The sequence below is a fragment of the Nocardiopsis sp. NPDC049922 genome (assembly GCF_040660275.1).
Taxonomy (GTDB): Bacteria; Actinomycetota; Actinomycetes; order Streptosporangiales; family Streptosporangiaceae; genus Nocardiopsis.
Map to the genome: position 1 here is coordinate 23,162 of NZ_JBFAME010000004.1, position 21,923 is coordinate 45,084.

Consider the following 21,923-nt stretch of genomic DNA (forward strand, 5'->3'; position numbering starts at 1 on the left):
GGCCATGTGCGACTCCGCGAGCCCCGCCGTCCATCGCGTGGCCGTCCTCGCCCGCCACGGTCTGCTGCCCATCGAGTTCGGCATCGTCCACCGCCTGTTCGGCCGGGTCCGCGACGCCGACGACCGGCCGCTCTACGAGGTCGTCACCTGTGCGCTCGAACCCGGTGAGATCACGACCGACACCGACGTCACCCTCAACGTCGAGCACGGCCCCGAAGCGATCGACGAGGCCGACACGGTGATCGTCCCCGCCGCCGAGGAGGACGACGGGGAACGCCCCCACGACCCCCTCGACCCCGCCCTGGCCGCCGCCATCGCACGCGTGCCGCCGACGGCGCGGGTGGCCTCCATCTGCTCGGCCGCGTTCGTGCTCGCCGCCGCGGGGCTGCTCGACGGCTGCCGGGTGACCACGCACTGGAGGTCCGCCGGGTCCTTCCGCGCCATGTACCCGCACATCGACCTGGACCCCGACGTGCTCTACACCGACAACGGGCGCGTGCTCACCGCCGCCGGGGTCGCCTCCGGCATCGACCTGAGCCTGCACATGATCCGCACCGACCACGGTGCGGCCGTCGCCAACGAGGTGGCCCGCACCACGGTCGTCCCGCCCCACCGGGACGGGGGCCAGGCCCAGTACATCCGACACCCGGTGCCGGAGCCGGAGCGTTCGGCCACCGCACGCGCCCGCGCCTGGGCCCTGGAGCACCTCCACCTCCAGCCGGGCCTGAGGGAGATGGCCGAGCGGGAGTCGATGAGCGTGCGCACCTTCACGCGCCGCTTCCGGGACGAGGTGGGGCAGTCGCCGGGCAGGTGGGTCGCCCAGCAGCGCCTCGACCGGGCCCGCCAGCTCCTGGAGGGGTCCGACCTGTCCGTGGACCGGGTCGCGGCCGACGCGGGGTTCGGCACGGGCGCGTCGCTGCGCCAGCACATGCAGGCCGAGCTGGGCGTGTCCCCCAGCGCCTACCGGCGTACCTTCCGGGGCGCCGCGGAGAGCGGGTAGCAGGACGCTCTCCCGGCCCGGGGGCGCGCGGGATCCAGCGCCGTCCGTCGCGGGTGGAGGCCGCCGTTCCCTCCCCCACCCGCATCCCGGATCAGACCTCCAGACCGTCCTCGATGGTCTTGAGACGGTGCCGGGCCAGGGCGAGGTTGCCCCGGGAGCGGTCCAGCGCCAGGTACAGGAACAGGCCCTGCCCCTGGCGGTTCCTGAGGGGGCGGATGACGTGGTACTGGCTGGACAGGGTGATGAGGATGTCCTCGATCGCCTCGTTCAGTCCCAGCTGGTCCATCGTCCTCATCTTGGCCCGGACGACCTCCGTGTTCCCCGCCGCGGCGACGTTGAGGTCCAGAGTGCTCGTGGCGCTGAGCGTTCCCAGCGCCATTCCGCTGCTGTAGTCGACCACGGCGGCGCCGACGGCTCCCTCGATCGCCATCATGTCCTTGAGCCCGGTTTCGATGTTCGCCATGTCCTTCTCTCTCCTTGGGTTGGTCCGACGCAGTTGCGGTCGCTGGGCGATCCACCGGCGCACGGCCGGCACCCGTCGCAGTGGGAACCGACGGCCCGTCACGCGACCACCGGCCCCGTCCGCGGCCGATCGACGGACAGCGCGCGAAGCCCGTCCAGCACGCGTTCGAGCACCGCGCGGTCCACCGCGACGGAGGGCCGGGGCACCGGATGGCGCCCGCCCCCACGCCGGGTCAGCGGTATGCGGGCCGTGCTCGCGAGTCCGCGCAGTCGTCGGAGAGCGAAGCCGAGGTTCCCCCGATCCCGCTCCATCCGCACCTGCACACAGAGGTCGGAGCCCTTCAGGACGGCGAGGAGCAGATGGTGGTCGACGTCGGTGACGACCATGTCCTCCACCGCGTCCGCGGTGTACAGAGGACCTCTGTCGATGGCCTGGAGGATCGACGTCGAATCCTCGGCCCCGTCCTCGTCGCCGACACGGGACACGGTGCCCCCGGCCCGCCAGTCGACGAGGCAGACACTGCGCACTCCGGGCGTCTGGAGCATCTCCCGCATCTGCTGGTCGATGGTGGGCACGTCGGCTCCTTCGGGGGGCGGGCGACACGTGTGGGTCCGCGGGCGAACGGTCAGGCGGCCTCTGCGGATTCCATGACGATAGGACGCCAACGGTCGGGCCGCAGGGTTTTCCCTGATTTTTCAGATATTGCCTGATGAAAACGGTGAATGACGTGCGGCGCGGAATGGCGGCCCGAGGGAGAAAGATTCCTTGTCGTGGGACAAAAAAGCGATATCGGCTCACGAACGCGATCGCGTCGCCTTTCTCGCCTCCGGTGTGCTCTCGGTGTCCGTGTGTCGAGATGTCTGGTTCGTCCGGCGTACGCTGGGAAGATGCGCACCGAGCCGGTGACGATGTTCCTCTGCGGCGACGTGATGCTCGGGCGCGGCGTGGACCAGATTCTGCCGCACCCCGGCGATCCGGCGCTGGAGGAGTACTACGTCCGGGACGCGCGCGGCTACGTCGAACTGGCCGAACGGATGAACGGCCCGATCCCGCGCCCCGTCGGTTTCGCCTGGCCCTGGGGTGCGGCGCTCACCGTGCTGGAGGACGCCTCTCCCGACATCCGGGTGCTGAACCTGGAGACCAGCGTGACCGGCGACGGCGAGTTCCTTCCGGGCAAGGGCATCCACTACCGGATGCACCCCGACAACCTCCCGTGCCTGGCGGCGGCGCGACCGGACGTGTGCTCCCTCGCCAACAACCACGTCATGGACTTCGGCGTCCGCGGTCTGGAGGACACCCTCGACGCACTGGCCGCCGCCGGGCTGCGTTCGGCGGGCGCGGGCCGCGACGCCGCGGAGGCCCGCGCGCCGGCCGTCGTCGACCTGGAGCGGGGCGGTCGGGTCGTGGTCGCCGCGTTCGGGACCACCTCGACCGGCATCCCGCCCGGCTGGGCGGCCCGCGACGACGGGCCGGGGGTCCACCTGGTGCCCGAGAGCGCGCGGGCGGGCGCGGCGCTCGTCGCCGAACGGGTCGCGAAGGCGCGCGGCCCCCGCGACGTGGTGGTCGCCTCGGTCCACTGGGGCTCCAACTGGGGCTACGGCGTCTCCGACCAGCGCGCGATGGCCCACGCCCTGGTCGACGGGGGAGTGGACGTGGTGCACGGCCACTCCTCGCACCACCCCCGGCCGATCGAGGTCTACCGCGACCGGCTGATCCTCTACGGCTGCGGCGACTTCGTCAACGACTACGAGGGCATCCAGGGCTACGAGGACTTCCGCGACGACCTGCGGCTGATGTTCCTGCCCTCGGTCGACGCGGGCACCGGCCGACTGATCTCGCTGCGGATGGTCCCGCTGGTCTCCCGCAGGATGCGCCTGGACCCGGCCTCCCGCAGGGACGCCTGGTGGCTCCAGGAGACCCTCGACGACGTCAGCCGCGACCTCGGCTGCCGGGTCGTGCCCGAGGGCGACGAACTCGCGCTGCGGTGGACGTGACCGCGAGCCGCCTCCCGCCCGCGCCCCGCCGCGACCACCCCGCCCGAACCCGCCGACTACCCTGAGCACCAACGGAGGGGGACAACGGTGCGCAAGGTCTACGCGGGGCCCCGGCTGCGCGGGCTGCGCCGCGAACGTTCGCTGTCGCAGGTCGAACTCGCCCGCGAACTGGGCATCTCGGCGGGCTACCTCAACCAGATGGAGCACAACCAGCGACCGCTCAGCGTGCCCGTGCTCCTGCGCGTCACCGAGGTGTTCGGCGTCGACCCCGGCTTCTTCGCCACCGGCGACACCACCCGCCTCATCGCCGAACTCCGCGAGGCGCTCGTCGACGCGCCCTCCGGCGACCGCGTCGGCGCCGACGAACTCGACGAACTCGCCACCTCGCTCCCCTCGGTCGCACGCGCCCTGGTCGACCTCCACCGCCGCTACCGCGACGCCTCCGCCCAGGCCGCCGCCCTGGCCGAGGGACGCGGCGACGGCCCGGCCCCCGCGCCCATGGCCTACGAACAGGTCCGCGACTTCTTCTACGCCCGCCAGAACTACGTCGGTGAACTCGACGAACGCGCCGAGGAGCTCGCCGGGCGCGAGGACGTCGCCCCCGGCCAGGCGCACACCGTCCTGACCCGCGTCCTGGGCGAACGCCACGGCGTGCGCGTGGAGACCGAGGCCCCGGGCGCGGACCCCGGCTCCCGGCACCGCGCCTTCGACCCCGACCGCCGCGTCCTCACCCTCGCCGCCCACCTGCGCCCGGGCCAGCGGGCCTTCCAGCTCGCCACCCAGCTGGCCTTCCTCGAACACGGCGACCTGCTGGAGGAGCTGGCCCGGGGGGAGGAGCTGGCCACCGACCAGGCCGTGCGCCTCGCCCGGATCGGCCTGGCCAACTACTACGCCGGGGCCTTCGTCCTGCCCTACAAGGCCTTCCACGCCGCCGCCGAGGCGGAGCGGTACGACATCGAGCTGCTGGCCGACCGGTTCGGGGTCGGTTTCGAGACCGTCTGCCACCGCCTGTCGACGCTCCAGCGGCGCGGCCTGCGCGGCGTCCCCTTCTCGTTCGTGCGCGTGGACCGGGCGGGGAACATGTCCAAGCGCCAGTCGGCCACCGGCTTCCACTTCTCCCGCTCCGGCGGCACCTGCCCGCTGTGGAACGTCTACGCCGCCTTCTCCGCGCCGGGCGTCATCCAGACCCAGATCGCGCAGATGCCCGACGGTCGCGCCTACTTCTGGGTGGCGCGGACCGTCGGGCGGGGCTACGGCGGCTACGGAGCCGCCCGCAAGACCTTCGCGGTCGGGCTGGGCTGCGAGCTGAGGAACGCGCACCGCCTCGTCTACTCGGCGGGCTTCGACCTCGGGGACCCGCGCGCGGCGACCCCGATCGGGCTGGGGTGCAAGGTGTGCGAGCGCCCCGCGTGCCCCCAGCGCGCCTTCCCTCCGGCGGGCCGGTCGCTGCTGGTCAACGAGAACTCCAGCACCGTCTCGCCCTACCCGGTGTCCGAACCCGGACGCTGACCGGGCCACGCCGCGCGGGCGGGTACGCGGGTCCTCCACAGCGCGGTGGCGGCCCCGGCCGCGGCCAGCGCCAGGAGCGCGAACACACCCAGTGAGAACGGCTGCCCGGCCCGTGCCCCCAGCCAACCCGCCAGGGGGTAGGTGAGCAGGAAGCAGGCGTGCGAGAGCGCGAACTGGGCCGCGAACAGTGCCGGGAGCCCGCCGGGGGCGGCGGACCCGCGCAGCAGTCGGCCGGTGGGGGTGAGGACGAGCGACGTGCCCGCGCCCAGGACGAACCAGCACGCGAGGACGCCCGCCCACGCCACGGCGCCGGTCGTCACTGACAGCGTGAGCGCGGCGACCGCCAGGCCGAGGGCGAGCACGAACCCCGCGGGCAGCATCACCGCGCGGTCGGCGACCCTGTCCAGGGCCCCGGGCAGCAGCAGGGCCACGACCATCGACCCGGCGCCGAAGGCTCCCAGGGCCAGCGCCACCGCCGACGGGTCCCGCCCCAGCAGGTCCCGGACGATGACGACGGTGTCGACGAGCACGACGGCGGTCGCCGACGCCACCGCGAGGTTCATCGCCAGGAGGGCGCGCAGCCGCGGCGTCGTCAGGAAGGGGCCGATCCCCAGCGCGGCGCCCGCCCGACCGGCCTCGGAGTCCGACCGTGATCGGGGCAGTCGGGTCAGCAGGACCAGCACGGACGCGGCGAGGAACCCCGTTCCGGTGCCGAGGAACAGGGCGTCGTGGCCGACCACGGTGAGCAGGGCCGCCGCGACGAGTGGGCTGGCCAGGCTCTCCAGGTCGTAGGCGAGCCGGGACAGCGACAGGGCCCGGGTGTAGTCCCGCTCGTCGGTGAGGACGTCGGGGATGGTGGCCTGGAAGACGGGGGTGAACGCCGCCGAGCCCGTCTGGAGCAGCAGGATCAGCAGGTAGACCTGCCACAACTCGCCGACCAGGGGCAGCCCTAGGGCGCAGACGGCGCGCAGCGCGCTCGCGGATGCCAGGAAGGCGCGGCGGGGGAGTCGGCCGGCCAGCGCGCCGACCAGCGGCGACACGCCGACGTAGGCCAGCATCTTGATGGTCAGGGCGGTGCCCAGGACGGTTCCGGCGTCGGCGCCCGCGAGGTCGTAGGCGAGCAGGCCGAGGGCGACGGTCGCCAGCCCGGTGCCGAGCAGGGCGAGGACCTGGGCGGTGAACAGTCGGCGGTAGGCCGGGTGGGCGAGGACGCGGAGCATGGGCGGGCTCCCGGGGGTTGACGGCAGACCGGATTATTATATGTGCGCACTTGTGCACATGTCATGCGCGGGGTTGCGCTCCCACGCGTTCCGCCCGGCGCCCGGGCCGCCCGCCTCGCCGGCCGGAACACCTAGACTGCGCGCATGCCCGAACGTGAGCCGCCGTCCGCCCCGAGCCTGTTCCACGGGGAACCCCCGGGCCCCGAGCGGCTCGCCGTGGCCGCCGACGTCTTCCGGCTGCTCTCCGACCCCACACGCCTGTGCCTGCTGTGGACACTGGCCCAGGGCGAGGCCGACGTCGGTCAGCTCACCGAGGCGTGCGGGGCCTCGCGGACGGCCGTCTCCCAGCACCTGGCCAAGCTCCGGCTGGCGGGCCTGGTGGAGGCGCGGCGCGAGTCGCGTCACTCGATCTACCGCATGCGCGACGGCCATCTGCGGCGACTCGTCCTGGAGGCGCTCAACCACGCGGACCACGTGGTGTCCGGCGAGCCCCCGCACGCGTGACTCCGGCGCCCGGTGCGACCGAGCCGGGACCCGCCCCCGTACACCCCCTTGCCAACCGGCTCGTGCGCGGTTTCACTCGTGGTCACGGGGCAGGCCGCCACGGTGGCCCGGCGCTGGCCCGGCGAGGGGAGACAGCGGATGGCCGACGGGTGGATCGCCTGGCCGCGGGGCGCCGACCCCGACGCCGTGCGGCGCGACGTCGCCGTGGCGCACGCGCGCTTCACCGACTCCGGGCAGCTCAGCGAACGCGTCCGCGCCGTCGTCGGCGACTCCTGGCGGCGCAGCGCCCGCCACGGCGTCGACCCCGACAGCACCACCCCGCGCGTGGAGCTCACCGGCCACGTGCTGCGCGACCACCGCGCCGCCCACCCGCTCTCCCCCGTCATGCCGCTGCTGCGCCGCCTCCTCGTCGACACCGCCCCCGGGCCCCAGCTCGTCGCGGTCGGCGACGCCTCCGGCCGCCTCCTGTGGGTGGAGGGCGACCACCGGCTGCGCGACCGCGCCGAGGGCATGGCCTTCGTCGAGGGCGCCAACTGGGACGAGCGCTCGGCGGGCACCAACGCGCCCGGCGTCGCGCTCGCCCTCGACCACGAGGTCCAGGTCTTCGCCAGCGAGCACTTCGCCCGGGGCGTGCACCGCTGGAGCTGCTCGGCGGCGCCCCTGCACGACCCCGACACCGGGGCGCTGCTCGGCGTCCTCGACCTCACCGGCGAGGACCACGTCGCCTCACCGCACGCCCTCGCCCTCGTCCGCGCCGCCGCGGCCGCCGCCGAGGCGGAGCTGCGCGCCCTGCGGCTCGGCGGCCGCGTGCCCCCGCCGCGACCGCCCGGCGACGACGACCGCCCGCACCTGCGTGTCCTCGGCCGCGACGGCGCCGAACTCTCCCTCGGCGGAAGGGCCGCGGCGCTGAGCCCGCGCCACGCCGAGATCCTCCTGCTGCTCTCCCACTTCCCGCGCGGCCTGACCGGCGCCGCCCTCGGCGCCCTCCTCCACGAACGCGACGCCGCCCCGGTCACCGTCCGCGCCGAGATGGCCCGCCTGCGCCGCCTCCTCGGGCCGGGGCTGCTCGACTCCCGCCCCTACCGGCTGTGCCGCCCGGTGGACTCCGACGTGGACGACGTCCGCCGCCACCTCGCCGCCGGGGACCACCGCCGCGCCCTGGACGCCTACCCCGGCCCGGTCCTCCCGCGCTCCGACGCCCCGGGCGTGGTGGAGATCCGCGACGCCCTCCAGGCCGAGGTCTGCGCCGTCCTCGCCGACCACGCGCCCCCCGAGGTGCTGCTCGCCTGGGCGGAGCACCCCGAGTGGCGCGAGGACCCCCGCGCGGTGGCGGCGGCGCTCGGCGCGGTCGACGCCTCCTCGCCCCGACACGCCGCCCTGCGCGGTCGGCTCCACTGGCTCGGCGGCTGAGCCCCGCTGCCCCGCCGACCCCCGCCACACCACCGCAACGTGCTCGCAACGTCGGGGTGACTAGCCTCACGCCCGCGACGCCGGACCCGGAACCGGCGCCGACGGACACGAGGAGGCAGGCATGACCATCTACACGCGTCCCGGCGAGCCCGGCAGCGTCGTGGAGTACGCCCCGCGCTACGACAACTGGATCGGCGGCGCGTGGGTCAAGCCCGTCAGGGGCCGCTACTTCGAGAACCCCACCCCCGTCACCGGCCAGACCTTCACCGAGGTCGCCCGCAGCGGCGCCGAGGACGTCGAACTCGCCCTCGACGCCGCCCACGGCGCCGCGCCCGCCTGGGGCCGCACGCCCGCCGCCGAGCGCGCGCTCGTGCTCAACCGGATCGCGGACCGGATCGAGGCCAACCTGGAGCGGCTCGCCGTCGCCGAGTCCTGGGAGAACGGCAAGCCCGTCCGCGAGTGCCTGGCCGCCGACCTCCCGCTGGCGGTGGACCACTTCCGCTACTTCGCGGGCGCCATCCGCGCCCAGGAGGGGCACACCTCCCAGATCGACGAGGACACCGTCGCCTACCACTTCCAGGAACCGCTGGGCGTGGTCGGCCAGATCATCCCCTGGAACTTCCCCCTGCTCATGGCCACCTGGAAGCTGGCCCCCGCCCTGGCCGCCGGGAACGCGGTCGTCCTCAAGCCCGCCGAGCAGACCCCCGCGTCGGTCCTCCTCCTGGTCGAGCTGATCGCCGACCTCTTGCCGCCCGGCGTCGTCAACGTCGTCAACGGCTTCGGCGCGGAGGCGGGCAAACCGCTCGCCTCCAGCCCCCGCGTGCGCAAGGTCGCCTTCACCGGCGAGACCACCACCGGCCGCCTGATCATGCAGTACGCGTCGGAGAACCTCATCCCGGTCACCCTGGAGCTGGGCGGCAAGAGCCCGAACCTCTTCTTCGCCGACGTCGCCGACCGCGCGGACGCCTTCTACGACAAGGCGCTGGAGGGCTTCACCCTCTTCGCGCTGAACCAGGGCGAGGTCTGCACCTGCCCGTCCCGGGCGCTCGTCCAGGCGTCCGTCTACGACCGCTTCCTCGGCGACGCCCTGGAGCGGGTCGGCGCCATCGTCCAGGGGAACCCGCTGGACACCGCGACCATGGTCGGCGCCCAGGCCAGCAACGACCAGCTGGAGAAGATCCTGTCCTACATCGACATCGGGGTCCGGGAGGGCGCGAAGGTGCTCGCCGGGGGCGAGCGCGCCGACCTCGGAGGCGACCTGTCCGGCGGCTACTACGTCACCCCGACGGTCTTCGAGGGCCGCAACGACATGCGGATCTTCCAGGAGGAGATCTTCGGCCCGGTGGTGTCGGTGACCAGGTTCGACGACTACGCCGACGCCGTCAAGATCGCCAACGACACGCTCTACGGCCTCGGCGCGGGCGTGTGGTCCCGCGACGGCAACACCGCCTACCGCGCGGGCCGCGACATCCAGGCCGGGCGCGTGTGGGTGAACAACTACCACGCCTACCCCGCCCACGCGGCGTTCGGCGGCTACAAGCAGTCGGGGATCGGCCGGGAGAACCACCGCATGATGCTCGACCACTACCAACAGACGAAGAACCTGCTGGTGAGCTACTCCGACTCGGCGCTGGGGCTGTTCTGATGCCCGCCCCCGCGGACGGTGCGGGGGCGGAGCGGGTGGCGGTCACCGACGAGGCCGCCGCCCTCCTCCGCGACCTGCGCGCCGAGCACGGGCCGCTCATGTTCCACCAGTCCGGCGGATGCTGCGACGGCAGCTCCCCGATGTGCTATCCGGCGGGGGAGTTCCGCACCGGCGCGGCCGACGTCCACCTGGGCGACCTGGACGTGGGCGGGCCCGAACCGGTGCCGGTGTGGATGTCCCGCGCCCAGTTCGCACTGTGGCGGCACACCCACCTGACGATCGACGTCGTGCCGGGGCGCGGCGCCGGATTCTCCCTGGAGGCGCCGACGGGGCGGCGCTTCCTCGTCCGGTCGAGGCTCATGACCGACGACGAGGCCGAACGGCTGGCCTGACCGGGCCCCGTCCCGGTCCCGGGGCTCGGGCCCCTGACCCGGAAGACCCGACCCTGACCCCGACCGTCCCGCGTGCGGACCCGTGGACCGGCCCGACACGGGTCCGCGCCGGACGCGCGACCACACCGGACGCGGGCCCGTGCCGCCTCCCGCACGGGCCCGCCACACCCTTGCCCTCAGGCCCCACGGCTCCCGTCCGCCCCGCCTCCCCGGCGCTCGGCGATCCGGTGGGCCAGCTCGTCGGTGGCCAGCAGGTCCTCGCGGATCCGCCCGGTCCGGTAGGCCACCCGCGCGGCGATGTGCCCGGCCACCGGCACCGTCAGGACCTGGAACAGACCCACCAGGATCAGCGTCCCCACGTTGAACACGCCCGTGTCCTGCGGGGCGATCCGCAGACCGATCCCCACCAGCACGAGCAGCAGCCCCAGCACCTGGGGCTTGGCCGCCGTGTGCATCCGGGACAGCAGGTCGGGGAACCGGACCAGCCCCACCCCCGCGACGAGGGACAGCGCGGCGCCCACCAGCAGGCACAGCGCCGCCAGCCAGTCCAGGACCGTGACCAGAGGCTCGCTCACCTGTTCCACCCCTTCTCCTCGGCGCTCCGCGCCTCGTCCAGATGGCGGCGGACCACGAACTTGGACACGCTGACCGAGCTCACGAACCCGATCAGCGACAGCACCAGCAGGATCGGCAGCACCGTCGGGTCGCGGTTGAACGCCGCGTAGGCGCCGATCCCGGTGAGCGCGGAGGCCACCAGCACGTCGACGGACAGCGCCCGGTCCAGGATGCTGGGCCCGAGCATGAGGCGGGCCGTGCTGAGCAGGGCGGCCAGCCCGAGCAGCACGGAGATGGCGATCCACAGCGCGGTCACGCGCCCTCCCTCCCGGCCGCCGCGGCGGCCTCCAGATCGGCGATGTCCTGACGGGTGCCGACGGCGCGCACGATGCGTTCCTCCAGCAGCAGCGCCCCCGAGCGCGCGCGGGCGGTCCCCGTCTCGTCGACGGCGCCGAGGACGTGCACGTACAGCACGCGGTCCGGCTGCCCGACCTCCACGACCATGCTCCCGGGGATAGCGGACAGGGCGATCGCCGTGCACACGAGCATCAGGTCCGAGTCGGTGCGCAGCGGCACCGCGATCACCGAGCTGCGCACCGGCGGCCCCGGCGCGAACACCTGCCGGGTCACCTGGAGGCTCGACACGACCATCTCACGGGCGACGAAGCCCAGCAGCCGCAGCGTGGCCAGCGGGCGCAGCCGCAGCCCCGGGCCGATCGGCGGCAGCGGGAACACCACCGTGATCAGCACCGACACCCCGAACCCCAGCACCGCCAGGCCCAGTGACTCCTCCCGCCACTGGAAGCCGTTGAACAGCAGCATCCACACCAGGGTCATCCCGAGCGCGACGGGCAGCTGCACCTTGCCCAGACGGCGGCGCACCGCGCGCAGGCGCGTTCCCCGTCGGCCACGGGCGTCGTTCACGGTCATCGGTCGCCTCCCAGGACCGCAGTGACGTACGGCGTGCGTTGGAGCAGTTCGGCGCCCGCGTCCGACGAGTAGGCGATGAGCGGACCCGCGAGCACGGTCAGGGCCAGCCCCATCGCGACCAGCGCCATGGTGGCGCCGACCATGCTCCGGGGCAGGACCACCGAGGTGACCACCCGCGTCGCGGCGCGGGTCGCGGTGTCCTCCAGCCGGGACGTGGGCCCGACCGCCTCCTCCGGCCCCAGGGCCGCGGTGGTCGTCTCCTCGCCGTCCTCGCTCTCCTCCAGGACGGTGCCCGGTTCGGCGACCATCCCCTCGGCGGGTGTGCGCCAGAACGCGTAGTTCCACACCCGCGCCATGACGTAGAGCGTGAGCAGACTGGTGACGACCGACGCGACGACCAGCGCGAAGGCCATCGGCGTCCCGGCCTCCACGCCCGCCTGGAGCAGCCCGAGCTTGCCGAGGAAGCCCGACAGCGGCGGGATGCCGCCCAGGTTCATCGCCGGGATGAAGAACAGCACCGCCAGGACCGGCGCGATCCGCCCCAGACCGCCGAGGTCGTCCAGGGACGTGGACCCGCCCCGGCGTTCGATCAGCCCCGTGATGAGGAACAGCGTGGTCTGCACGGTGATGTGGTGGGCGACGTAGAACACCGCGCCGGACAGGCCCAGCTCGCTGCCGAGCGCCACCCCGAACAGCATGAACCCGATATGGCTGACCAGGGTGAAGGACAGCAGGCGCTTGATGTCGTTCTGGGCGACCGCGCCCAGCGCGCCCATGATCATCGTGGCCAGGGCGACCCAGAGCAGGAACGTGTCGATCCGCGTCCCCGGGAACATCAGGGTCTCCGAGCGGATGATCGCGTACACGCCCACCTTGGTCAGCAGGCCCGCGAACACCGCCGTGACCGGCACGGGCGCGGTCGGGTAGGAGTCGGGCAGCCACGCCGACAACGGGAACACCGCCGCCTTGATGCCGAACGCGATGACCAGGATGACCTCCAGCACGAGCCGCAGCTCGGCGGGGATGTTCCACAGCCGCTCGGCCAACAGCGCCATGTTCACGGTCCCGGTGGCCGCGAAGACCAGCCCGATCGCGATCAGGAACAGCACGGACGACAGCAGCGACACCACCACGTAGATGGCGCCCGCGCGCATCCTGGGCTGGGTGCCGCCCAGGGTCAGCAGCACGTAGCTGGCGGTCAGCAGGATCTCGAAGCCGACGTACAGGTTGAACAGGTCACCGGCCAGGAAGGCGTTGGAGACGCCGGCGACCAGGATCAGGTAGGTCGGCTGGTACACCGACAGCGGTGCCACCTCGGCCTTGCCCGCCATGCCCTGACCGATGGAGTACACGAGCACGGCCAGCGTGATCGCCGACGACACCGTCACGAACAGGGCCGAGAGCCGGTCGGCGACCATGGTGATCCCGAGCGGGGCCTCCCACCCGCCCAGCTGCACGGCCAGCGGGCCGTACAGGTCGGCGCCCACCATGAGGGCGAACCCGATGAGGAGCACGGCGGTGAGCGTGGCGACGCTGACCCACTGCTGGAGCTGGGGCCAGCGGGTGCCGAGCGCGAGTTTGACCCCGGCGGCGAAGAGCGGCAGGACCACCGGCAGCGGGACGAGGTGGTGCACGGTCGCGGCGAAGAGGGATCCGTCGATCATCAGTCGTTCCCTTGCAGCTCGCTGTCCTCGGCACGGGCGAGGCGTTCGCGCTCGGCCCGCATGGTCTGGCGCATCTGGCGCCGCTGGGCGCGCACGCGGCGCCGCAGCTCCCGCCACAGCTCGCGCTCGGCGGCCCGGTCGGCGCGGCGGTGCTCCCGCAGCTTCCGGCGGCCCCGGCGGATGCGGCCGCGCAGCTCGGCGACCTGCTCGACCATGGTCTGCGTGCGGTGGGTGAGCCGGCGGACGGTCTCCTGGGAGTGTTCGTCCGCGCCGCTCTCCTCGGCGTCGACCTCGAACCGGGCGAGCTCGGCCTGGGCGGAGGCGATCTCCGCCTTGATCCGGGCCTGTTCGGCCAGCTCCTGGGCGTCGGCGGCGGCGATGGTCGCCTGGAGTTCGGCCCGTTGGGCGCGGATGTCGGCGCGCAGGCGGCGGCGTTCGCGGCGGAACCGCCTGCGCACGGCGCGCACGCCCTCGCCCCGGACGATCCGGAGGTCCTCGGCGTCGTCCTGCACCTCGTCGTTGCCCTCCAGCTGCCAGCTCCGGTAGGCCATGGCCAGGAGGAACGCGGTGATGCCGAGGGTGATGACGATGGCGGTGAGGATCATCGCCTGCGGGAGGGGGTCGGTCATCCGGTCCTCGTCGGTCAGCCAGAGGATCGGCGGCCCCCCGGCCGCGCCGCCCGACGCCAGGATCATGAGGTTGACCCCGTTGCTGAGCACGACGAACCCGAGGAGGACGCGGGTCAGGCTGCGCTCCAGCAGGAGCACGACGCCCACCGCGACCAGGACGCCGACGACGAGGACGAGGACGAGCGTGGGAGTGTCGTTCACGGGGTGACCTCCTCGGTCGGGGCCTCGACCCCGCGTCGGGCGGCCTCCGCCGCGTGCACGGCGTCCCGCTCGATCTGTTCGTCGATCCGGGCGCCGAGGCTGCGGAGGATGTCCAGGATCAGGCCGATCACCAGCAGGTACACGCCGGTGTCGAAGACCAGGCTCGTGGTCAGGTGCAGGTCGCCCATGAGGGGGACGTGCAGGTCCAGCGAGCCGCCGGACAGGATGTCGCCGCCGATCAGCGGACCGGCCAGGGCCACCCCGGTCGACAGGGCCAGACCCGCGCCGATCAGCGCGCCGGGCTGCACCCAGGCGGTCGCGTACAGCTCGAAGCGGCCCCCGGCCAGGTAGCGCACGATGAGCGCGAGCCCGGCCACGATGCCCCCGGCGAACCCGCCGCCGACCGCAGAGTGGCCGGTGAGCAGCAGGTACACCGAGATCACCATGACCACCGGGAAGAGGAAGCGGGAGACCACCTCGAAGATCACCGACCGCCGCTCCGTGGGCAGGGCGTCGGCCCCGGCCAGCCACACCCGGCTGGGCGCGGGCTTGACGTGCAGCTCGCGCGGCGCCACGCGCAGCCCGCCGAGGTCGATCTGGCCGGCGCCGCCGGGCGGCGCGTGCGGCGCGGTGACCGACCGCGGTCGGAGCCCGTGCGGGCCGCCGCGCGGCTGGGCCTTGCGGCGCACGAACATCAGGCTGGCCACACCCGCGGCGGCCGCGCCCAGGACGGAGATCTCGCCCATGGTGTCCCAGGCCCGCACGTCGACGAGGAGGACGGCGATGATGTTGTCCCCGCCGACCTCGCGCGCGGCGTCGGCGAAGCCGGGGGAGACGGACTCGTCCTGGCGTCCGGCGAGGGCGAAGTAGGTCATGCTCGCCACGAGCGCCCCGGTAGCCACACCGATCACCAGGTTCCACATACGTCGCCCGCGCAGCGCGGGTGTGGAGAACCGGGCGGGCAGGCGACGCAGGACCAGCACGAAGACGACGATGCTCACCGTCTCCACGAGGAACTGGGTGAGCGCGAGGTCGGGCGCGCCCTGGAGGAAGAACAGCACCGCGCACCCGTAGCCGGTCATCCCGACGAGGACGACCGCGAACAGACGGCGCCGCACGAAGAGGACGAACAGGCAGGTGAGGATGATGATCACGGTCGGGATCAGCTGCACGGGGGTGTCCCACGCCCGCACGGGCGGCGCGGGCAGCTCCCACAGGCGTCCGGCGATGATCGGCCAGCCGGACACGACGACCATGGCCACCAGGATCGTGCCGAGGTAGACCGGCAGCGAACCGCGCTGGGTGCCGCCGGTCAGCTGGAGGGCGACGTTCTCCAGCGCGGCGAGCATCCGCCGGTAGACGCGGTCGGGGTCGACGAGGGCGAGCCGCAGGCCCAGCCGCACGACCTGGCCGCGCAGGACGAACAGCACGTAGCCCAGCGCCAGGCACAGCGCGGACATCAGCAGCGGGAACTCGAAGCCGTGCCACAGGACCAGGTGGGTGGTCTCGGCGCCGGGCGCCGGGGGGACGGTGTCGGCGTAGACGGCCAGGAGGGGGTCGAGCGCGCCGGAGAACGGCCCGGCGACCAGCCCGAGCCCGGACAGGACCACGGCGGGCGCCAGGAACAGCGGTCCGGGGGCGTGGACGGCGGTGGCGGGGACGTTCTCCTTGACGCCGAACGCGCCCCACAGGAACCGGAGGCTGTAGGCGACGGTGAGGGCGGATCCGGCGACGAGACCGACGAGGACGGCGGTGTCGACGGCGCCGCCGGCGGTGAACGCGCCGAACGCCAGCTCCTTGGCGGCGAACCCGATCGTGGGCGGGAGCCCCGCCATGGAGACGAGGGCGACGAGCGCCGTCCAGAAGACGCCGGGCGCGGCGGTGCGCAGGCCGGACAGCTCGCGCAGGTCACGGGTGCCGGTGGCGTGGTCGATGATCCCGACCACGAGGAACAGGGCCGCCTTGAACAGCGAGTGCGCGATGAGCATCGCGATCCCGGCGAGCGCGGCGGCGCGCGTCCCGGCCCCGAACAGGGCGACGAGGAAACCGAGCTGGCTGACGGTGCCGTAGGCGAGCAGGAGCTTGAGGTCGAACTGGCGCAGGGCCGTCCACCCGCCGAGCAGCATCGTGAGCACGCCGAAGGCCAGCGCCATGGACTGCCAGACGACGGCGTCGTGGAAGGCGGGGGTCAGGCGCGCGACCAGGTAGACACCGGCCTTGACCATCGCCGCCGCGTGCAGGTAGCCGGAGACCGGCGTGGGCGCGCGCATGGCGGCGGGCAGCCACAGGCTGAACGGGAACAGCGCCGACTTGGACATGGCGCCGATCATGATGAGGGCGAGCGCCACGTTGAGCGCGGTCCCGGCGGGCGGGGGGTCGGCGACGATCTCGGAGATGACGTACGTGCCCGCCGTCTGGCCCAGCATGATCATGCCGACGAACATCGTGAGGCCGCCCGCGGTGGTGACCGTCAGCGCGGTCATGGCGGCGCGGCGGCTCTCCTTCTGCTCGGTGCTGTGCCCGATGAGCAGGTAGGAGAAGACGGTGGTCAGCTCCCAGTGCACGAAGAGCTGGATGAGGTCGTCGGCCAGGACCAGGCCGAGCATCGCGGCGGCGAAGGCGACGAACACCCCCGCGAAGCGGCCGAGCCCGGGTTCGGAGTCCTCGAAGTAGCGGGCGCAGTAGACGAGGATGAGCGCGCCGACTCCGGCGGCGATGAGCGTCATCACCAGCCCGAGCGCGTCCATGTACAGGCCCAGGCGCAGGGAGAACTGCGGCGCCCACGCGATCGACGAGGACAGGGCGTCGCCGCGCGCGATCACGGGGGTCTGGAGGAGCGCCCAGACGGTGGCGGCGCCCGGGACGAGGGCGAGCGCGACGAACGCGTTCCGCCCCCACCAGCGCACGAGCAGGGGGGCGATCGCCGCGGCGACGAAGTGTGCGACGAGCACGGTGGTCAATGCGTCCCTCCCGGATGGGTCCGGGCCCGCCCGAGTCCGGGGGCGGACACCCGTCACCCCGGGGCCGGGATGACGCCTTCGCGGATCGGTTCCGCGGTCCAGGTGTCAGGGTGGCCTCGGCGGGGCATGGATCATCGTGAAATTACGTGCATTTGCTATCTAATAGCTAGACTACACAATGGTCGAGCCACCGCGCGCGCCAGGGTGCGCGGTGGACGCCGAGCCAGCGAGGATCGTTTCGTGCCTGACGAGTCAGTCGACCCCGGGGCCCCGCCGCCCGACACCGAACCGCACGACCCCGAGCCGCCCGACGCCGGACTCGAGGAGTTCCAGCGGGCCTGGACCGAACTGATCAACGCGGCGATCCACGCCCGTTCCCGCGGCGGACACGGGCACGAGGAGCTCACACTGACGCAGGCGCTCCTCATGGAGGCCGTGCGCGGCATGCGCGATCCGAGCGTCGGCGCGGTCGCCCGGGTCGTCGGCGTGTCGTCCCCCTCCGCCACTCGCATGATCCAACAGCTGGAGCGGAAGGGCATGATGGCGCGCCGTCGGTCCCCCCACGACGAGCGCAGCACCGTGGTGGGGCTCACCGAGGAGGGTGAGCGGATCCTCGCCGTCAGACGCGGCGCGCTGGAGCGCAGACAGCGCCAGATGTACGCGGCGATCCGGCCGTCGCTGCGGCCCCAGGTGCTCATGATCCTGCGCGATCTGCGCGAGGCGATCGACGACGCGTGAGACCGCCGTGCCACGGTGACCGCTCCGGGCGGGGGACGGCCCAGGACCGGAACGGGCGCGGTACGTGGAGCGGCTCACACCGGGCTGACCGGCGTGTTCGTCGTGTCCCCGGTTCCGGTCTGCCGTGGGCAGATCTGCCCCGGGCCGAAACGCTGGAAGTCGCCGCGCGCGCCGCCGCAGGGTGGAACCACCGGCCGGGCGGACGAACGCTCCGCCGACCGGTGGAGGAGAGTTCCATGCTGACCCACCAACGGCCCGTCGCCGAACACGACGCGGCGGGCGGCGCCTTCGACGACCAGCTGGCCGCCCGCCTGCTGCGCAGCCGGATCGTGCTGCTGGGCACGCAGGTCGACGAGACGAGCGCCAACCGGCTGTGCGCCCAGATCCTGCTGCTCGCCGACGAGGACCCCCGCCGCGACATCACCCTCGCGATCAACAGCCCCGGCGGCTCCGTCCACGCGGGGATGGCCGTCTACGACACGATGCGCTTCGTGCCCAACGACGTGTCCACCCTGGTGATGGGCTTCGCGGGGAGCATGGGCCAGTTCCTGGCCTGCGCGGGGACGGCGGGCAAGCGCTACAGCTTCCCGCACGCGCGGATCATGATGCACCAGCCCTCCGGCGGCCTCGGCGGAACCGCGGCCGACATCGCCATCCAGGCGGAGAACCTGGCGCACACGAAGCGGACCATGGTGCGGCTCATCGCCGAGCACACCGGTCAGAGCGAGGAGACCGTCACCAGGGACCAGCACCGCGACGCGTGGTTCACCGCCCAGGAGGCCAAGGAGTACGGCTTCGTGGACCACGTCGTGGAGTCGGTGCGCGAGCTGGAGGGCACCGGGTTCCGGCTCGGCGCCGCGGCGCCCGGGTTCGCCACCCGCATCGGGGGAGGGGACCAGTGAGCGGACGCTACACCGTGCCCGTGGTCGTGGAGCGCACGCCTCGGGGAGAGCGGTCCTCCGACGTGTTCAGCCGACTGCTGTCGGAACGGATCATCTTCCTCGGGACGCCGATCGACGACGACGTCGCCAACGTGGTCATGGCGCAGATGCTGCACCTGGACTACGAGTCGAGCGAGGCCGACATCCAGCTCTACATCAACTCACCGGGCGGCTCGTTCACCGCGCTGACCGCCGTCTACGACACGATGCGGTTCGTGCGGGCCGACGTCGCCACGGTCTGCATGGGCCAGGCGGCCTCGGCGGCGGCCGTGCTGCTCGCGGCGGGGGCGGCGGGCAAGCGGATGGCGCTGGAGCACGCCCGGGTGCTGCTGCACCAGCCGTCGACCGAGGGGCAGGGGGTCGCCGCCGACCTGGAGATCCAGGCGGAGGAGATCCTGCGCGTCCGGTCGCAGGTCGAGTCGATCCTGTCCCGGCACACCGGTCAGTCGGTGGAGCGTCTGCGGGCCGACACCGACCGGGACCGGATCCTCACCGCCGAGCAGGCCCGGGACTACGGCCTGGTCGACGGGATCGTCACCACCCGGGAGGCTACGCGGCCAGGGACATGACCTGGGCGCGGTGGGCGGGCGCGGGCACGGGGGCCGTGCCCGCCCGCCGGTGGTCGCCCAGGCCCGTGCCGGTGCGCGGCGGGACCTCGCCCACGGTGCTGCGGTAGAGCTCGGCGAGGACGTCCGAGAGCCCCAGGCCCAGGGAGCGGTACACGGCGGCGAGCACCTCGGAGGAGGCCTCCTTGCGGCCGCGCTCGATCTCCGACAGGTAGGGCAGGGAGACCTGGGCGTCCTCGGCGACCTCGCGCAGCGTCCGCCCCTGCTCGGTCCGGGTGCGCCGCAGCAGGTCGCCGATGAGGTCGCGCATGAGCGGATCCTCGCGCTCCTCGCGTGCGGGGCCCCGCCGGGCCTCGTCCAGGAAGCGAAGGACGGTGTCGGTCATCGGTGCCTCCCGGGGCGTGCGGAGCTGGTCCGACTCCGAGCGTACGCCGCGCGCCCCGGGCCGGGGGAGGGGGTGGGCGGGCTTCTGCCGACGGCAGAAGGGTCCACCCCACGAGGGCCCCAAAGTCGTACCAAGGGTTGTTCCCGGCAGGAGGGTTCCCGGTGTTTATCCACTGCCCGACGGGAAGGAGGGTAGGGGCGTCGACCAGGGAGGAACCCGTGGAGATCACCGGAATCATCAGCGCGCTCGTCGTCGGTCTGATCATCGGTGCGCTGGGCCGACTCGTCGTCCCCGGCAAGCAGCACCTGCCGATCTGGCTGACCCTGCTCCTGGGCATCGTGGCGGCCTTCGTCGGAGGGTTCCTCGCCACCCTGATCTCGTCCATGTGGTGGTGGGTGCTGATCGTCCAGGTGTTGGTCGCCGCCGTCATCGTCTACGTCGTCGACGGCTTCTACGCGCGGAAGCCCAGGGGCGCCGACTGAGCGTCGGTCCGGTCCCTCGTCGAGGGGCGTGTGGCTCCCGGAGGGGCCGGACGTGCTCGTGGCGGACGGCTACGGGCTGGCCGGGACCGGGGGACTGGTGTCCTCGGCCCGCCGGTGACCGGGTGAGGCGTCGACCGGCGCGCTCCGGGGCGCGACGACCTGGGCGACGGCCACCGCCGCCACCGCGATCAGCGCCCCGGTCAGCTGGACCGGGGTCAGGGCCTCGCCGAGGACCGCCCAGCCCAGGACCGTCGCGGCCAGCGGACTGCCGAAGGACAGGAAGGACACGGCCAGCGCGGGCAGACGTTCGAGGCCGCGCAGCCACAGGGCGTAGGCCACCAGGGCGCCGATCAGACCGAGGTAGGCGAATCCGGCGAGGTTGGCGCCGGTGATCCGGTCGGGCAGCCCCTCGAAGACGAGGGTGGCCGGGGCCAGCAGGAGTCCGGCCGCGGTCAGCTGCCAGCCGGTCATCGCCAGGACGCCCACCCCCTCGGGGCGCCCCCAGTGCTTGGTGAGCACGATCCCGGTCGCCATGCAGGCGGCGGCCGCGAGCCCGGCCAGGACGCCCCACGGGTTCAGGGCGGCCTCCGGCCCGACGACGAGCAGGCCGACGCCCACGACGCCCAACACGCACGCCAGCACGTGGACCGGCCGGACGCGGTTGCCGAGCACGAGCGCGGCGAGGACCAGGACCAGCATCGGCTGGACCGACATGACCAGGGCCGCGACACCGCCGGGCAGCAGGTAGGCGGCGACGAAGAGCAGGTAGAAGAAGACGCCCATGTTGAGTGTGCCGAGCAGCAGGGTGCGCCACCACCACACGCCGTGCGGCAGGACCCGGGTGACGGCCAGGAGCACCAGCCCGGCGGGCAGGGAGCGCATGGCGGCGGCCAGCAGCGGGCGGTCGGGCGGCAGGAGTTCGGTGGTGACGATGTAGGTGCTGCCCCACACGACCGGCGCGATGAGCGTGATCAGGGAGTCGAGCGCGACGCGTCCGCGGGTCATCGGGGTTCTCCGTCGGGGGTGGTGGTTGACGGGAGGGGCCGCCCGTACCGCCCGTGGAACACGTGGCGGGTACGCGGGCGGCGGCCCGGGTGGCGGCGGTCCTCGTCCGGGAGGCCGACGGAGAGCAGCAGCGCGACGGCCAGGTCCTCCCGGGCGTCGGCGCCGATCGCCTTCTTGACCTCGGCTTCGTCCCAGCCGTTCATGGGCGAGCTGGCCAGGCCCGTGCCGGTGGCGGCGAGCATGGCGAAGCTCGCGGCGATCATCGCGTCCTTGACCGCGTACTCCCGCAGGAGGCCGCGGGCGGCGAGGTCGCGCTGGAAGTCGACCCCGTGCGTGGCGACGGACTCGGCGAAGTCCTCGCTCCAGGCCCCGTTGGCGCGGGCGGTGTCCAGGACGTCGGAGAGGTCGCCGCGCCAGGCGTCGCACTCGGCGAGGAAGACGAGGGTCGCGGGCGCCTGACGGGGCTGGTCCTGGCCGTTGGCCGCGCGGGCGAGGGCCTCGCGGTCCTCGGGGGCGGTGACGGCGACGACGGACCGGGCCTGGAAGTTCCAGCTGGAGGGGGCCTCCATGGCCAGGTCGAGGAGTTCGGCGAGGAGGTCGTCGGGCAGGGGGTCGGGCCGGAACCGGCGCACGCTGCGGCGGGCGCGGATGGCGTCGGCGACGGAGGGATGCACGGTCATTTCGATGGCGAACCTTTCATCATCGAATTGTTCGATATCGAAAGATTAGG

General features: G+C 73.3%; 23 protein-coding genes. 11 read left to right on the plus strand and 12 right to left on the minus strand.

Going from position 1 to position 21,923, the window contains the following annotated elements; genetic code table 11:
• Positions 1-4: 4 nt before the first annotated feature.
• On the plus strand, positions 5-1,000 hold the full coding sequence (locus AB0I72_RS09010; RefSeq protein WP_358564672.1) for a helix-turn-helix domain-containing protein: 996 nt from the start codon (positions 5-7) through the stop codon (positions 998-1,000).
• 91 nt (positions 1,001-1,091) lie between these two features.
• On the opposite strand, the gene AB0I72_RS09015 is transcribed toward AB0I72_RS09010, so the two are convergent.
• Together AB0I72_RS09015 and AB0I72_RS09020 are read right to left on the minus strand one after the other, a co-directional pair.
• Positions 1,092-1,463 carry a hypothetical protein gene (locus AB0I72_RS09015; RefSeq protein WP_358564674.1) on the minus strand — a complete coding sequence of 124 codons (372 nt, stop codon included), beginning with the start codon at positions 1,461-1,463 and terminating at the stop codon, positions 1,092-1,094.
• 98 nt (positions 1,464-1,561) lie between these two features.
• Complete coding sequence (locus AB0I72_RS09020; RefSeq protein ID WP_358564676.1) at positions 1,562-2,038, minus strand: hypothetical protein; 477 nt, start codon at positions 2,036-2,038, stop codon at positions 1,562-1,564.
• Between the two features lie 312 nt (positions 2,039-2,350).
• Here AB0I72_RS09020 and AB0I72_RS09025 point away from each other — a divergent pair, with 312 nt between their 5' ends.
• Both AB0I72_RS09025 and AB0I72_RS09030 read left to right on the plus strand, forming a co-directional pair.
• Positions 2,351-3,457: a CapA family protein gene (locus tag AB0I72_RS09025; RefSeq protein ID WP_358564678.1), complete on the plus strand. Its 1,107-nt coding sequence runs from the start codon at positions 2,351-2,353 to the stop codon at positions 3,455-3,457.
• A gap of 87 nt (positions 3,458-3,544) precedes the next feature.
• A complete protein-coding gene (locus tag AB0I72_RS09030) occupies positions 3,545-4,966 on the plus strand; it encodes a short-chain fatty acyl-CoA regulator family protein (protein WP_358564680.1) in 1,422 nt (473 codons plus the stop codon).
• On the opposite strand, the gene AB0I72_RS09035 is transcribed toward AB0I72_RS09030, so the two are convergent.
• The gene (locus tag AB0I72_RS09035; protein ID WP_358564682.1) at positions 4,939-6,186 is read right to left on the minus strand and encodes an MFS transporter; all 1,248 of its coding nucleotides are present in this window, start codon (positions 6,184-6,186) and stop codon (positions 4,939-4,941) included. The two genes, AB0I72_RS09030 and AB0I72_RS09035, sit on opposite strands and share 28 nt — an antisense overlap.
• Before the next feature lie 144 nt (positions 6,187-6,330).
• On the opposite strand from AB0I72_RS09035, the gene AB0I72_RS09040 reads away from it, so the two are divergent.
• The 4 genes from AB0I72_RS09040 to AB0I72_RS09055 all read left to right on the plus strand — a co-directional run bounded on the left by AB0I72_RS09040 (position 6,331) and on the right by AB0I72_RS09055 (position 10,137).
• Positions 6,331-6,690: a metalloregulator ArsR/SmtB family transcription factor gene (locus AB0I72_RS09040; protein ID WP_358564684.1), complete on the plus strand. Its 360-nt coding sequence runs from the start codon at positions 6,331-6,333 to the stop codon at positions 6,688-6,690.
• A 138-nt stretch (positions 6,691-6,828) separates the two neighbouring features.
• Entirely contained in the window at positions 6,829-8,100 is a 1,272-nt protein-coding gene (locus AB0I72_RS09045; protein ID WP_358564686.1) for a GAF domain-containing protein, read from the plus strand.
• A gap of 121 nt (positions 8,101-8,221) precedes the next feature.
• Complete coding sequence (locus AB0I72_RS09050) at positions 8,222-9,745, plus strand: aldehyde dehydrogenase family protein (RefSeq protein WP_358564688.1); 1,524 nt, start codon at positions 8,222-8,224, stop codon at positions 9,743-9,745.
• Entirely contained in the window at positions 9,745-10,137 is a 393-nt protein-coding gene (locus tag AB0I72_RS09055) for a DUF779 domain-containing protein (protein WP_358564690.1), read from the plus strand. The genes AB0I72_RS09050 and AB0I72_RS09055 overlap by 1 nt, the downstream gene beginning before the upstream one ends.
• Before the next feature lie 176 nt (positions 10,138-10,313).
• Here the strand turns inward: AB0I72_RS09055 and mnhG are convergent, their stop codons facing one another.
• From mnhG to AB0I72_RS09085, 6 genes are read right to left on the minus strand one after another with little or no spacing between them, the layout of a single operon-like run.
• Positions 10,314-10,712 (minus strand): monovalent cation/H(+) antiporter subunit G, encoded by a 399-nt coding sequence (gene mnhG / locus AB0I72_RS09060; RefSeq protein WP_358564691.1) that lies wholly within the window; start codon positions 10,710-10,712, stop codon positions 10,314-10,316.
• Positions 10,709-11,008 (minus strand): monovalent cation/H+ antiporter complex subunit F, encoded by a 300-nt coding sequence (locus tag AB0I72_RS09065; RefSeq protein WP_358564693.1) that lies wholly within the window; start codon positions 11,006-11,008, stop codon positions 10,709-10,711. The genes mnhG and AB0I72_RS09065 overlap by 4 nt, the downstream gene beginning before the upstream one ends.
• Positions 11,005-11,622, minus strand: a complete 618-nt coding sequence (locus AB0I72_RS09070; RefSeq protein WP_358564695.1) for a Na+/H+ antiporter subunit E — start codon at positions 11,620-11,622, stop codon at positions 11,005-11,007. The genes AB0I72_RS09065 and AB0I72_RS09070 overlap by 4 nt, the downstream gene beginning before the upstream one ends.
• Complete coding sequence (locus AB0I72_RS09075) at positions 11,619-13,286, minus strand: Na+/H+ antiporter subunit D (RefSeq protein WP_358564697.1); 1,668 nt, start codon at positions 13,284-13,286, stop codon at positions 11,619-11,621. The genes AB0I72_RS09070 and AB0I72_RS09075 overlap by 4 nt, the downstream gene beginning before the upstream one ends.
• Positions 13,286-14,116: a Na(+)/H(+) antiporter subunit C gene (locus tag AB0I72_RS09080; RefSeq protein ID WP_358564699.1), complete on the minus strand. Its 831-nt coding sequence runs from the start codon at positions 14,114-14,116 to the stop codon at positions 13,286-13,288. The genes AB0I72_RS09075 and AB0I72_RS09080 overlap by 1 nt, the downstream gene beginning before the upstream one ends.
• Complete coding sequence (locus AB0I72_RS09085) at positions 14,113-17,067, minus strand: Na+/H+ antiporter subunit A (protein ID WP_358564700.1); 2,955 nt, start codon at positions 17,065-17,067, stop codon at positions 14,113-14,115. The genes AB0I72_RS09080 and AB0I72_RS09085 overlap by 4 nt, the downstream gene beginning before the upstream one ends.
• A 249-nt stretch (positions 17,068-17,316) precedes the next feature.
• Between AB0I72_RS09085 and AB0I72_RS09090 the strand changes: the two genes are divergently transcribed.
• From AB0I72_RS09090 to AB0I72_RS09100, 3 genes are all read left to right on the plus strand, one after another.
• A complete protein-coding gene (locus AB0I72_RS09090; RefSeq protein ID WP_358564702.1) occupies positions 17,317-17,814 on the plus strand; it encodes a MarR family transcriptional regulator in 498 nt (165 codons plus the stop codon).
• Positions 17,815-18,050: 236 nt separating this feature from the next.
• Entirely contained in the window at positions 18,051-18,716 is a 666-nt protein-coding gene (locus tag AB0I72_RS09095; protein WP_358564703.1) for an ATP-dependent Clp protease proteolytic subunit, read from the plus strand.
• On the plus strand, positions 18,713-19,324 hold the full coding sequence (locus AB0I72_RS09100; RefSeq protein ID WP_358564704.1) for an ATP-dependent Clp protease proteolytic subunit: 612 nt from the start codon (positions 18,713-18,715) through the stop codon (positions 19,322-19,324). The genes AB0I72_RS09095 and AB0I72_RS09100 overlap by 4 nt, the downstream gene beginning before the upstream one ends.
• Here AB0I72_RS09100 and AB0I72_RS09105 read toward each other — a convergent pair.
• A complete protein-coding gene (locus AB0I72_RS09105; protein ID WP_358564705.1) occupies positions 19,305-19,706 on the minus strand; it encodes a helix-turn-helix transcriptional regulator in 402 nt (133 codons plus the stop codon). The genes AB0I72_RS09100 and AB0I72_RS09105 overlap by 20 nt on opposite strands.
• A gap of 218 nt (positions 19,707-19,924) precedes the next feature.
• Between AB0I72_RS09105 and AB0I72_RS09110 the strand changes: the two genes are divergently transcribed.
• Positions 19,925-20,188 (plus strand): GlsB/YeaQ/YmgE family stress response membrane protein, encoded by a 264-nt coding sequence (locus tag AB0I72_RS09110; RefSeq protein ID WP_358564707.1) that lies wholly within the window; start codon positions 19,925-19,927, stop codon positions 20,186-20,188.
• Between the two features lie 69 nt (positions 20,189-20,257).
• On the opposite strand, the gene AB0I72_RS09115 is transcribed toward AB0I72_RS09110, so the two are convergent.
• A complete protein-coding gene (locus AB0I72_RS09115; RefSeq protein WP_358564708.1) occupies positions 20,258-21,193 on the minus strand; it encodes an EamA family transporter in 936 nt (311 codons plus the stop codon).
• The gene (locus AB0I72_RS09120; protein ID WP_358564710.1) at positions 21,190-21,873 is read right to left on the minus strand and encodes a nitroreductase family protein; all 684 of its coding nucleotides are present in this window, start codon (positions 21,871-21,873) and stop codon (positions 21,190-21,192) included. The genes AB0I72_RS09115 and AB0I72_RS09120 overlap by 4 nt, the downstream gene beginning before the upstream one ends.
• Positions 21,874-21,923: the final 50 nt, after the last annotated feature.